The organism is Streptomyces sp. NPDC051976 (assembly GCF_040680795.1).
Lineage (GTDB): Bacteria > Actinomycetota > Actinomycetes > Streptomycetales > Streptomycetaceae > Actinacidiphila.
In genome coordinates this window covers 138,641-150,651 of sequence record NZ_JBFAXL010000008.1, presented here as the reverse complement: position 1 = coordinate 150,651, position 12,011 = coordinate 138,641, and the positions used below count along the sequence as shown (strand labels likewise).

General features: G+C 71.6%; 9 protein-coding genes. 3 read left to right on the top strand and 6 right to left on the bottom strand.

Annotation, left to right across the window (positions count from 1 at the left end; all coding sequences use genetic code 11):
• The first annotated feature begins 132 nt into the window (after nt 1-132).
• Together AB0M29_RS11970 and AB0M29_RS11965 are read left to right on the top strand one after the other, a co-directional pair.
• The gene (locus AB0M29_RS11970) at nt 133-1,338 is read left to right on the top strand and encodes a phosphodiester glycosidase family protein (protein WP_365382076.1); all 1,206 of its coding nucleotides are present in this window, start codon (nt 133-135) and stop codon (nt 1,336-1,338) included.
• Nucleotides 1,339-1,539: 201 nt separating this feature from the next.
• A complete protein-coding gene (locus AB0M29_RS11965) occupies nt 1,540-2,643 on the top strand; it encodes an ADP-ribosylglycohydrolase family protein (RefSeq protein ID WP_365382075.1) in 1,104 nt (367 codons plus the stop codon).
• Between the two features lie 210 nt (nt 2,644-2,853).
• On the opposite strand, the gene AB0M29_RS11960 is transcribed toward AB0M29_RS11965, so the two are convergent.
• The 3 genes from AB0M29_RS11960 to AB0M29_RS11950 form a co-directional block, all read right to left on the bottom strand.
• Nucleotides 2,854-4,425, bottom strand: a complete 1,572-nt coding sequence (locus AB0M29_RS11960) for a sodium:solute symporter family protein (RefSeq protein ID WP_365382074.1) — start codon at nt 4,423-4,425, stop codon at nt 2,854-2,856.
• 321 nt (nt 4,426-4,746) lie between these two features.
• A complete protein-coding gene (locus AB0M29_RS11955) occupies nt 4,747-5,529 on the bottom strand; it encodes an SDR family oxidoreductase (protein WP_365382073.1) in 783 nt (260 codons plus the stop codon).
• A gap of 128 nt (nt 5,530-5,657) precedes the next feature.
• Nucleotides 5,658-6,848 carry a PLP-dependent aminotransferase family protein gene (locus tag AB0M29_RS11950; RefSeq protein ID WP_365382072.1) on the bottom strand — a complete coding sequence of 397 codons (1,191 nt, stop codon included), beginning with the start codon at nt 6,846-6,848 and terminating at the stop codon, nt 5,658-5,660.
• Nucleotides 6,849-6,985: 137 nt separating this feature from the next.
• Between AB0M29_RS11950 and AB0M29_RS11945 the strand changes: the two genes are divergently transcribed.
• Complete coding sequence (locus AB0M29_RS11945; protein ID WP_365382071.1) at nt 6,986-7,840, top strand: hypothetical protein; 855 nt, start codon at nt 6,986-6,988, stop codon at nt 7,838-7,840.
• Nucleotides 7,841-8,015: 175 nt separating this feature from the next.
• Here the strand turns inward: AB0M29_RS11945 and AB0M29_RS11940 are convergent, their stop codons facing one another.
• The 3 genes from AB0M29_RS11940 to AB0M29_RS11930 all read right to left on the bottom strand — a co-directional run bounded on the left by AB0M29_RS11940 (nt 8,016) and on the right by AB0M29_RS11930 (nt 10,448).
• Nucleotides 8,016-8,225, bottom strand: a complete 210-nt coding sequence (locus AB0M29_RS11940; protein WP_365382070.1) for a DUF397 domain-containing protein — start codon at nt 8,223-8,225, stop codon at nt 8,016-8,018.
• 216 nt (nt 8,226-8,441) lie between these two features.
• The gene (locus AB0M29_RS11935; protein ID WP_365382069.1) at nt 8,442-9,299 is read right to left on the bottom strand and encodes a helix-turn-helix transcriptional regulator; all 858 of its coding nucleotides are present in this window, start codon (nt 9,297-9,299) and stop codon (nt 8,442-8,444) included.
• A gap of 441 nt (nt 9,300-9,740) precedes the next feature.
• Nucleotides 9,741-10,448, bottom strand: a complete 708-nt coding sequence (locus tag AB0M29_RS11930) for a GPP34 family phosphoprotein (RefSeq protein WP_365382068.1) — start codon at nt 10,446-10,448, stop codon at nt 9,741-9,743.
• Nucleotides 10,449-12,011 lie beyond the last annotated feature (1,563 nt).

The window sequence follows — 12,011 nt, the reverse complement described above, 5'->3', positions numbered from 1 at the left end:
GGCGCGCGCCCGCTGAGGTGGTGAAGTCCGTTGTGACGGTGGTGAGTCACGGCGGCCAGTGGGGGAGATGTGACGCGGAGCGGCGAAGGTCGGGTGGAGGCCGGGACCCGGGCCCGGGTACGAACGGCGGCCGTGGCCGCGGGGTTACTGGGCGCCCTGGTGGGCGGCCTCGCGGCGGCGCCCGGCGCCGCGGCGGACGACGGCATCCCGTACGACCACGTGGAGCGGATCGCGCACGGCGTCGAGTACGGCGAGTTCTCGGTGACCGCGTCCGCGGGGACCGTACGCGGCCATGTGCTGGCCGTGGACCTGCGGGACCCGCGGGTACGGCTCGACCTGCTGACGCCCGGGGCGGTGGCCGCCCGGGAGGCGGTCTCCGGGCTCGTCACCGACCGGCACGCGGTCGGCGGCGTCAACGGCGACTTCTTCGACATCACCGAGGACCAGCATCCCGGCGTCCCGCCGACCGGCTCGGCCGACGGCCCCGAGATCGCCTCCGGCAGAGCGCTGAAGGCGGCGGTGCCGAACGCCCAGCGGTTCGGGCCCGCGATGCCGCCCGGGGTGACCACCGAGGACGTGCTCGGCCTCGGCGTGGACCACCGGGCCCGGCTGGACCGGCTCGCCCTGCGCGGCGCGCTCACCACCGCCGCCGGCAGTGACGACCTCGGCGGGTTCAACCAGTACGCGCTGCCGGTCGGCGGCATCGGCGCGTACACCGCGGCCTGGGGGACGGTCTCGCGGCAGCGCGCGGTCTGCGGCTCCGACACCTCGCGCGGTGCGGGGTGCAGCGCCGACACCTACGAGGTGGCCGTGCGCCACGGCCGGGTCGTCTCGGTCGCGCCCACCCCCGGCACGGGCCCGATCCCCGCGGGCACCACGGTGCTGCTCGGCCGGGACGCGGGCGCCGACACCCTGCGCGGCCTCGCCGTCGGCGACCGCGCCCAGGTCCGCGAGCGGCTCGCGCCCACCCTCTCCCCGATCCCGTACGTCTTCGCCGTCGGCGGCTTCCCCGTCCTGCGCGACGGCGAGCCGCTGGCCGGGCTCGACACGAAGACCGCGGCGACCCGTACCGCCGCGGGCTTCGGCGACCACGGCCGCACCTTCTACCTCCTCGCCCTGGACGGCTCCGCCGAGTCCCACGCCGGCCTCACCATCGCCGAACTCGCCGACGTCATGCACCGCCTGGGCGCCGACTCCGCCGTCAACCTCGACGGCGGCGGCTCCACCACGATGGTCACCCGCACCCCGGACGCCCCCACCGCCACGGTCCGCAACCACCCCACGGGCGGGGCGGAACGGCCGGTCCCCAACGCGATCGGGGTCTTCGCGGGGGTGTGAGGAGCGCGGCGGACGCTCCTTGTGTGCCTTTTGTGTGCGCCGGGAGAATCGGGTGCGGACGGCCTGTTCGCGGCCAATCGGGACAAGCTTCTTCTGAGGCCACGGCGGCCTTCCGCTCTGCGGGAGGTCGGCTATCGTGCTGGCCCGGAACGGTTTGAAAAGCCGGTGATCCAGTTCGGGGGCTGATCGGAGGGGACCGCTTTGACCGCTGTCTGGGGACGGGCGCAACAGCAGGACTTCCGCAGCCGCGTCCGGGGCTGTCTGCTCGGCGGTGCGATCGGCGACGCCCTCGGCGCGGGGGTGGAGTTCGAGTCGCTGCAGGCGATCCAGCAGAACCACGGCGCCGACGGGGTCACCGACTACGTGACGGCGTACGGCAGGCGCGGCGCGGTCACCGACGACACACAGATGACGCTGTTCACCGTGGAGGGCCTGATCCGCGCCCAGGTGCGCCGGGACACCGGCGCGTGGCACCCGCCCACCGACATCCACCGGGCGTACCGCCGCTGGTCGGTGACGCAGAGCGAGTGGGGCCCCGACGAGCGCCGCAAGGACACCGGCTGGCTGGCCCGCGAGGAGTGGCTCTACGCGCGGCGAGCGCCCGGCAACGCCTGCCTCAGCGGGCTGTCGGACGACCGGATGGGCACCCTGGAGGAGCCGAAGAACCCCGGCTCCAAGGGGTGCGGCACGGTGATGCGCTCGGCGCCGTTCGGGCTGCTGGTCGGCTGGGAGCCGCAACTCGTCTTCCAGCTCGCGGTGGAGTGCGCCGCGCAGACCCACGGCCACCCCACCGGCCAGCTCGCCGCCGGCGCCTTCGCCGTCATCGTGCACGGCCTGGCGCGCGGCGAGGCGCTCGACGGCTCCGTCCAGCACGCGCTGGCCCTGCTCGGCGCCCGGCCCGGCCACCAGGAGACCACCGACGCCCTGCAGAGCGCGCTGGGCGCCGTACGGCAGGGCATGCCGTCACCGCAGCGCGTCGAGGCGCTGGGGGAGGGCTGGACGGCCGAGGAGGCGCTGGCGATCGGGGTCTACTGCGCCCTGGTCGCGGAGGACGTCCGCCACGGCCTGCTGCTCGCCGTCAACCACTCCGGTGACAGCGACTCCACCGGTTCCATCTGCGGCAACCTCCTCGGTGTCCAGCACGGCGAGACGGCGCTGCCGCCGGCCTGGATCGCCGAACTCGAGGGGCGCAGCACCATCCTCCAGCTCGCCGACGACTTCGCCATGGAGATGACGCAGGCTCCCGCCCTCCACGGCCCCTCCGGCGCCAGCCCCGCCTGGCTCGACCGCTACCCCGCCGCCTAGCCCGGTGTATCCGGTCCACCCGACCCCCGGCCGGTTCTTCGGCTGCCCCGCCGTCGTGGTTGCTCGCGCAGTTCCCCGCGCCCCTTCGGGGCACGATCCCCTTCGCCGGGGTCAGCCGGTCTTTAGGGGCGCGGGGAACTGCGCGACAAGCCCCCACCGGCGGGCGGTCCGGGAGCGGCATGAGCCACCCCGGACCGTCCGTCGTGACGGTTACTCCACGGCGGAAGCCGTGGGCGCGGACTCGGCCGCGGGCTCGGGGATGAGGGCCTCGGCGCCGGCCGAACCGTCGTCGTCGGAGTTGATCTTCGCGAGCAGAGCGTCCCGCTCAGGCGTGTCCTCCGGCTTGATCCAGCCGATGACGATGTAGAGGACGAGGGAGACGGCGAGCGGGACGGAGATCTGGTACTGGAGTTTGACGCCACCGGAGATGGCGTCGTTGATGGGGTAGTTGAGCAGGTAGAAGGCGAAGAGGCCGAGCGCCCAGCTCGTGAGGGCCGCGGTGGGCCCGGACTTACGGAACCGCGGCAGCAGACCGAGCATGAAGGGGATCGCGATCGGCCCCATGAGCCCGGCGACCCACTTGATCACGACGGTGATGATGTCCTTGAAGGTGGGCGAGTTGACCTGGGTCGCGACGGCCATGGACAGGCCGAGGAAGGTGAGCGTGGTCAGCCGGGCCGCGATCAGCCCGACCCGCGCGGTCCACTCGCGCGCCGTCCTGGAGAAGGCGGGCGCGATGTCCCGGGTGACGACGGCGGCGATCGCGTTGGCGTCCGAGGAGCACATGGCCATGGTGTGCGAGAAGAAGCCGACCACGACCAGCCCCAACAGGCCGTGCGGCAGCAGCTGTTCGACCATCAGACCGTACGAGTCCGACCCGTCGGGCTTCTTGGCGTGCACCAGGAGTGGCGAGACCCACATCGGGAAGAACAGCACCGCGGGCCAGACCAGCCACAGCACGGCGGACAGCCGGGCCGAGCGGGTGGCCTCACGGGCGTTGCGGGTGGCCATGTAGCGCTGGGCCTGGTTCCACATGCCGCCGTTGTACTCGAAGGTCTTGATGAAGAGGTACGCCAGCAGGAAGACGGTGGTGTACGGACCGGCCACCGGGTCGGTGTGGTGCTTGAGGGCGGGCTCGTCCCACACGTTCCACAGGGTGCTGACCCCGTCGAGCTTGTTCAGGGTGGCGATCAGCATCGCCAGACCGGCGATCAACTGGATGACGAACTGGCCCAGTTCGGTGAGGGCGTCCGCCCACAGGCCGCCGACCGTGCAGTACACGGCGGTGATCGCACCGGTGATGATGATGCCCTGGGTGATGGTGACCCCGGTGAACACCGACAACAAGGTGGCGATGGCCGCCCACTTGGCGCCCACGTCCACGATCTTCAGCAGCACGCCCGACCAGGCGAGCGCCTGCTGCGTCGGCAGGTTGTAGCGGTTCTTGAGGTATTCCAGCGGCGAGGCGACATGCAGCCGGGAGCGCAGCCGGTTCAGCCGGGGCGCGAACAGCTTGGCGCCGATGCCGATACCGATCGCGATCGGCAGCGACCAGGTGACGTACGAGGTGACGCCGTAGGTGTAGGCGATGCCCGCGTACCCGGTGAACATCACCGCGCTGTAGCCCGACATGTGGTGCGAGATACCGGACAGCCACCAGGGCATCTTGCCGCCGGCGGTGAAGTAGTCGCCGACGTCGTCGACGCGCTTGTGGGACCAGAGGCCGATCGCGAGCATCACGCCGAAGTACGCGATGAGTACGACCCAGTCGAGACTGTTCATGTCCCCTCCAAGGGGGTCCGCCTTGTGAACGTGAGCGCACTTCGCTGTGACGCTCGCAGGGGCGGGTGGTCCCGTACGGGAGTGGGGACTTCGGGGATTGAACCCCTGTCTCGGGGGGTCGGTCAAGAGCCCACGCGTTCAAGAGTCTGAACCGCAATCAGAAAGCCGAACGATTTTACTGTCTCTTTACTCGTTTTGGCATTGTCGTGACCGTCCTGGCGAACCCACCATGAGCAGGCACTTCGCTGGACGTCCGCACGACGCCGTCGCCCGGGAAACGGGATCCCGCGCGGCAGGAGAGGAGGGGCCGATCGACGACCGCTACCGCATCAGTTCACCGGCGTTTACCAGCAGGGACTGCCCGGTGATCGCCCGCGCCCGGTCGGAGGCCAGGAACACCGCGGCCTCCGCCACATCACCGTCCGTCGCCAGCTCGGGCAGCGCCATCCGCCGCGCGAGCCGCTCCAGCACCCGCTCCTCGGGTACGCCCTCGGTCTGCGCGGTGAAGGCCACGAACGCCTGCACCGGCGGGCCCCACATCCAGCCGGGCAGCACCGTGTTGACCCTGATCCGGTACGGGCCCAACTCCCGGGCGAGCGAGTACATCGCCGAGGTGAGCGCCCCCTTGGACGCCGCGTACGCCGCCTGCCGCACCTCGCTGGGCGCCGCGACCGCCGACTGCGTACCGATGAACACCACGGACCCGCCACGCTCCTTGAGGGCGGGCAGGCACGCCTTGGCCATTCGCAGCGAGCCCAGCAGGTTCACGTCCAGCACCGACTGCCAGGTGGCGAAGTCGGCGTCCTCCAGGCCCCCGAAGTGGCTGTCGAACGCGGCCACCTGCACCACCGCGTCGATCGCGCCGAACCGGTCGAGGGCGAGCGCGGCCAGCGCCTCGCACTGCCCGCCGTCGGCGATGTCCGTGGGCAGCCAGGCGGTCGACCCGCCGTCCGGATCGACCTCGGCGGCCACCTTCGCCAGCCGGTCCGCGGTCCTGGCGCCCAGCACCGCGTTCCCGCCGTCGCGTACGACGGCGGCCGCCACCCGCTGCCCGAGCCCGGCGCCGACACCGGTCACCACCACGGTCTTCCCGCTGAGCAGCATGACGCGCCTCCAGGGCCTTTTCTGACGGGCCGTCAGAATAGGGCGACGGTCCCACGGAAGGAAGGCCCGCGCGTCAGCCGAATCCCGCCACGTCGGCAGAACCCGTCAGGTCAGCAGAACCCGTCACATCAGCCGAACGCCCGCGCCAGCCGTACCAGCCCCTCGGCGATCTCGTCCGGGGTGTGCGTGGTGAACGACATCCGCAGCGCCGCCGGTTCGGCGTCCGCCGCGAAGAAGGGCAGGCCGGGCACGTAGGCCACGTCATGGGAGACGGCGGTACGCAGCAGGGCGGTGGCGTCGTACCCGTCGGGCAGCCGCACCCAGACGAACATGCCGCCTTCCGGCCGGTTCCAGGAGCTGCCCGTGGGAAGGGCGGCGGGCAGCCCGGCGAGCAGCGCGTCCCGGCGGTCGCGGTAGGCGGTACGGACCCGCTCCAGGTGCGCGTCCAGGTCGTTGTCGGCCAGATAGCGGGCCGCGGCGGCCTGGTCGACGGTGGACGTGTGCAGGTCGGCCGCCTGCTTGGCGATCACACAGGCCCGCAGCAGCGCGGCGGGCGCCCGCAGCCAGCCGAGCCGCATCCCCGGCGCCATGATCTTGGAGAAGCTGCCCAGCAGGATCGCCCGGTCGGCGGCCGCGTCCAGCCCCGCGATCCACGGCTGCCGCTCGCCCTCGAACCGCAGGTCCCCGTACGGGTCGTCCTCGGCTATCCACAGACCGTGCCGCGCGGCGGCCTCGGCGACCGCCCGGCGGCGCGCGAGCGGGAGCGTGCGCCCGGTGGGGTTCTGGAAGTTCGGCACAAGGTAGAGCAGTTTCGGCCGTTCCCGGCGGGCGATCTCCTCCAGTGCCTCGGGGACGACACCGTCCGCGTCCGTCGGCACCGGCACCACCCGCGCCCCGGTGAAGCCGAAGCACTGCAGCGCCGCCAGATAGGTCGGATTCTCGACCAGCACCACGTCGCCCGGCTCCAGCAGCGCGGTGGCGATCAGCGCGAGCCCCTGCTGCGAGCCGCCGGTCACCAGCAGCCCGTCCGGCTCGGTGGGCAGCCCGCGGCCGCTCAGCCGGGCCGCCACCGCCCCGCGCAGCGCCGGATCGCCCTCGGTGGTGGAGTACTGCAGCACCTTGCGCGGCTGCTCGGCCAGTACGCGGGCGTACGCCTCCCCGATCCCGGCCGCGTCGAACAGCTCGGGGGCGGGCAGTCCGCCGGCGAAGGAGATCACCTCGGGCCGCGCGGTCAGCGCCAGGATCTCCCGTACCGGCGACGCCCCGACGGAGACGGCGCGTGCGGCGAGGGCGGGGACGGCGGCTCGGGTGACGGTCATGAGCGCAGCCTACGAAAAATCGTTGGTATGTCCAGGTACTTTCCACGATCCGGTCAGCGGCCCCCGCCACCCCTTCCCGGCGGCCCTTAGCTGACGTAGCGTCAGATGATGCGCGAAGGCGACGGAGGGAGCACACCGTGAGCGAGGAGTCGGCCGTCGGCGAGGACGCGGCGGTGTACGGGCGGCTGGCCGCCGTCGGGCCGTACGGCGTCGAGGTGGGGCACGCGCTGATCACCATGGTGGAGCCGCATCCGGGGCACGAGTGGGCGTACAACCGGTGGTACGAGGACGACCACTTCATCGCCGGCGCGATGGCGATGCCCTGGTTGTACGCCGGGCGCCGCTGGGTGGCCACCAGGGACCTGCAGACGCTGCGGTACCCGGAGAAGTCCGCGGTCGCGCAGCCGGTGACAGCGGGCTGCTACCTGTCGCTGTACTGGCTCACCGCCGGACGCTACGACGCCCACATGCGGTGGACGGTGGGCATCAACCAGCGGCTCAACCGCGACGCCCGGGTCTACCGCGACCGCACCCACGTCTTCACCGCCTTCCAGGACCACGCCGCCACCGTCTACCGCGACGGCGCCGCCGGCCCGCGTGACTTCCACGCCCTCGACCACCCCTACCGCGGTCTGGTCCTGGAAGTCCTGGACGCCGAATCCCCCGCGGGCCGCGACGAATTGCTGGAATGGCTGCGCTCCCGCCATCTGCCGAAGAAGCTCGCGGGATCACCGGCCGCGATGGTGGTGATCTTCGCTCCCACCCCGCTGCCGCTGGACCGGATGTCGTATGTGAAACAGGTCGAGGGCGTCGACACCCGGCTGACCCTGCTCTGGTTCCTGCAGCGCGATCCCCGCGAGGTGTGGGAGGAGCATTTCGCCTCAAGGACGGCGGAGATTGCCGCGGGCGGTCCCGCGGCGCGCGTCGAATTGGTCGCCCCGTTCATGCCGACGATTCCCGGAACCGACACCTATGTGGACCAACTGCGCTGATCCGTACCGTCAGTGACGGCATGTCGGCCAGGTGGGCTCATGGCGGACAGCAGTGAGCCCCCTCGGCTAGGACGGCGGCCAGACGAGAGGGCTCTTCTGCGGTGGTGCGTGGTGCGTGGTGCTTGGTGCTTGGTGCAGTAGTGCTGTGGTGCGGGGAACTACGTGCGGTGCACCCCTAGTTGATGGTGAACGCGCCGCTCTCCACGCCGTCGACGAACGCCGACCACGCCTCGGGGGAAAAGGTGAGCACGGGGCCCTGCGGGTCCTTGGAGTCACGCACGACCACCGATTCGACGGCCGGTGACTTCACTTCGACACAGGCGCCATTTCCGGTGGACCGCGAGGACTTCATCCACGCGGGAGTGCTGCCCAGCTTGATTGCCATCTCTGCTCCGGTCTGTGCTGATGGCGGCGGCGAGGTACGCCATTGCCTGACGATGCGTTCGACGCTACTCGCCAGCATCACGGACCCGTGAGCGCCTTCACCCAATGGATGGCATATTCCTGGTAACTCTTCCATTGTGGGCAAGCGGAGGTGTACCGTATCGCCTTCCACTTTCCCAGGCCGCTTCAGCGCGCCCTCGGGCACCGCCAACAACCCTCAGCCCGTGTAGCGTTCGGCCGCCTCGGTGATGAACTGCCGGGTCTGCTCGGCGCTCAGCGCCTGGGCCCGCAGATGCTCGTACATGACGCTGTACGCCTGTACGTCGGTGTCCTTCTCCAGGTACAGATCGCTGTTGACGCCTTCGAGGTAGACCACGGTGGCGTCGGTCGCGTCGGTGAACTCCAGCACCGCGAACTGCCCGCTCAGCCCGGGGTGCGCGCCCGCCTCGAACGGCAGCACCTGGACGGTGACATGGGGTAGGTGGCTCAACTCCACCAGATGCGTGAGCTGTTCGCGCATGATCTGGTGGTCGCCGACCTTCCGGCACAGCGCCGCCTCGTCGATGACCGCCCACATCCGCAGCGGCCCGTCCGGGTCGGTGATCCGCTCCTGGCGGCGCATCCGGACGTTCACCCGCTTGTCGACCTGCTCGGGCGTGGCCTCCGGCAGGTTCCCCGCGATCATCGCCGCCGCGTACTCCGGGGTCTGCAGCAGCCCCGGCACCACCTGGGGCTCGAAGACCCGCAGACTGGCCGCCTCGGTCTCCAGGCCGATGTAGACGCTGTACGGGATGTCGCCGAACGCGTGCCACCAGCCCTGCTGGCGGGACTCCTTCGCCATCTGCATCAGCGAGTCGACGATCCGCACGTCCTCGACGCCGTATACCCCGCACAGGTCGCGCACATCGCGCTGGCTGATGCTGCGGCGGCCGTTCTCCAGACGGCTGATCTTCGACTGGGACACCAGCAGCCGGGCCGCGACCTCCTCGGCCGTCATCCCCTTCTGCTCCCGGAGCTTGCGCAGCTCCGAACCCAGCCGGCGGCGCCTGACGGTGGGGTTGACGTTGGCGACCACAGGAAGTGCACCTCCACGCTGACACGTACTGATGGTCAGCAGCCTGCCACTACCGGTCATCACCGCGCTGGCGAATGGTCGTAACCGGACCCGGGTCGCCGCCGGAAGTGGTAGACGGCGACGCGCGGGGCGACGGGCCGGAACGAGTCCGGCGCTCCCGTCGCCCCGCGCGTGACAGCGGCTCCCGGAACGGGTCGCTGGGGGACGCCGCGATGACCGCGGATTGTGGTGTCCGGTCCCTGCCGGCGGACACCACAGCCGTCCCGATTTCGGGGTGTTGAGCGCTGCGTACTGACGTGAGGACACAATGTGACGTATGCTGATCACGTTCCGACGCGGGTTGTGCGCGTTACGTGTTCACGTACGCTAAGTGTGCACGTACGTGCGGCGCGTTGCCTCGTGCGCGTACGCATACGGGGTCGCGTACGCGATCGGTTCCGGTCAATGAGCACCGGCTCGGGCCATGGTGCCGTGCCCTGCCGCGCGCGGTGCCGGAGCGGCCTGCTGGGCCCGCTTCGGCTGCGCTGCCGCGCCGTTCTGCACGTCCATGACGGCGTGCGCGACGAGGCCGCCCATCGGGTCGTACCGGATCAGGTCACGCAGGCGCGATCGCGAGGACCGGCCTTCGTTACCCGGGTACAGGTGCTTGCCGAGTCCCACGGCGTGGGCGAGCGCGGCGAGCGCGGCGGTCCGCGGGTCCGGCGGTACGCCGGTGCGGATCGCACTGTCCAGCCGGGCTCTGATCTCCCGGCTGACCGCGCTGTCGGACGCCTGGTACCGCGTCGTCGGCAGCACCCCGCACATCTGGCCGGGCACGGCGTGCACCATGCCGCACCGCTCCAGGTGAGCGAGATACGTCTGGCGGAGCCCCAGCCGGGGCCCGCCGATCCAGTGGACGGCCCGCACCGGGCTGCCACGACGTCGCAGCAGTTCCAGGGCGGAGTCCAGGGTCGGATCTCCAGTCGGCCGTGGGTGCACCACGGCTATACGATCCCCGTCAGGGGCTATCCGTCCGGCCAGAGCCAGCTCGACGAGCTGTGCTCCGGCGAGGCCGAGGTCGAGCGATTGCGGCTGCGCCGTGGTCCCGGTTGTCGGGTCCAGTGCGAGCAGCAACAGCTCTTCCGGAATTGTTCTGCGGCTCTTGCCCATCCATGCCTCCCCGCGTGGATGAATGACAGGGTGACGCCTCTCACACCGGCCTGTCGAGAGCGCCTTCGCCATATCGGCGGGAACCGGGTGGTATGTCGTTCTCGTCTACGGGGTGGGTGGTGGTGTCGCAGACGGGCTGCGGGCCTGTCGCGGGACACTGCCAGTGTGAGCTTTTACTCGTAGGGGCGCCATTCAGTGGTGCCCCGCACGATGTGTGGAGGAGGTCTGCGTGGCGGGCGAGTCCCCCGGCAGGGAGCAGCAGCAGGAGACGTCGGGGGAGGGGGCTGGACGTATGACCGCGGATCCGAGACTTGCGGTGTTCCGGGCGCCCCTTGAGGTCTGTGAGGCGCGAGTGGTGGCGGACACCCGGGAGGAGCACGCGGGCGCTTCGGGGGGATCCGTCCCCTCCGCGCCCCCCGAAACGACGGACTCCGCCTCTCCCGAAGCGCGCTCCCACCCTGCTCCGGCGTCCGCGCCCGCCCGCACTCCGAATACGCCCGATGCGGTACGCCCCGTCGACACCCCGCCACCCCCGCCTACGCCACCCGCCCCACCCACCCCTCCCCACCCCACCGCCCCCCCTCAAAAACCGGAACCCAATCGTGACCTTTCGCCCTCCGGCGAGGCTACGAAAGAGGGCGCCGCCGCCGCGGCGGGACCGACCGAGGGCGCGGCTGACGCCGCCGATGCGGAGGGCGCTCGCGCTGAGCCCCACGACAGCGGTGCGGCTGACGCCGACGGTGCCGCTGACGCGGCGGGTGCGGATTCGGCTGACGCCGAGGGTGCGGGGGGTGCGGCGCCCGGGGCCGACGACGGCGATGTGGCTGACGCCGGCGGTGCCGCTAGCGCGGCGGGTGCCGCTGGCGCCGAGGGCGCTGAGTCTGGCGCGGCTGGCGACGCCGCCGATGGCGTTGGTGTTCACGGGTCCGGTGCGGCTGGTGCCGATGGCGCGGCGCGCTCGGGTAACTCTCAGGCTGCTGGGACGGCGCGTGCGGCCGATGCTGCGGGCACGGCTGCCTCCGACGAGGCCGGTGCCGCGGATGTGGTGGACGCTGGGTCGGCCGAAGGCGACGACGCTGCCGGTGCGGCGGGCTCGGCTGGCTCCGGCGCCGGTGCTGCCAGTGCGGCGCGTGCCTCTCGCGCGGCTGGATCCGGTGGTGCCGCGGGCGCTGACGATTCCGGCTCGCGGGGTGCCGACGCGGGGCAGGCCGCTGGTGAGCGTGTTGACACCGATACGGCTGTCTTCAGTCGACGGGCCGTAGCGCCGCAGCCGCGGGAAGCCGCTGACGGTGGCGGCGCGAAGTCGGGCGCGGGGAAGGCTGAAGTGGAGGACGCGGCGGCTGAGGACGCGCGTCCTGCGAAGCCGTCCGCTGAGGACGCGCGGCCCGCGAAGCCCGCTGTTGAGGACGCGCGCCCTGCGAAGCCCGCTGTTGAGGACGCCCGGCCCGCCGAGCCGTCCGTTGAGGACGCGGCGCCCGCGAAGCCCGTTGTCCCCGCCAAGCCCGCTGCCAAGCTCGACGCTGCCCCCGTGAAGCCCTCCGCCAAGCCCGGCGCAGCCGAGGG

Coding starts and splice junctions, on each gene's coding strand:
- AB0M29_RS11960 (WP_365382074.1), bottom strand. CDS start 4,425: ATGAACAGTCTCGACTGGGTCGTACTCATCGCGTACTTCGGCGTGATG.
- AB0M29_RS11955 (WP_365382073.1), bottom strand. CDS start 5,529: ATGCTGCTCAGCGGGAAGACCGTGGTGGTGACCGGTGTCGGCGCCGGG.
- AB0M29_RS11950 (WP_365382072.1), bottom strand. CDS start 6,848: ATGACCGTCACCCGAGCCGCCGTCCCCGCCCTCGCCGCACGCGCCGTC.
- AB0M29_RS11940 (WP_365382070.1), bottom strand. CDS start 8,225: ATGGCAATCAAGCTGGGCAGCACTCCCGCGTGGATGAAGTCCTCGCGG.
- AB0M29_RS11930 (WP_365382068.1), bottom strand. CDS start 10,448: ATGGGCAAGAGCCGCAGAACAATTCCGGAAGAGCTGTTGCTGCTCGCA.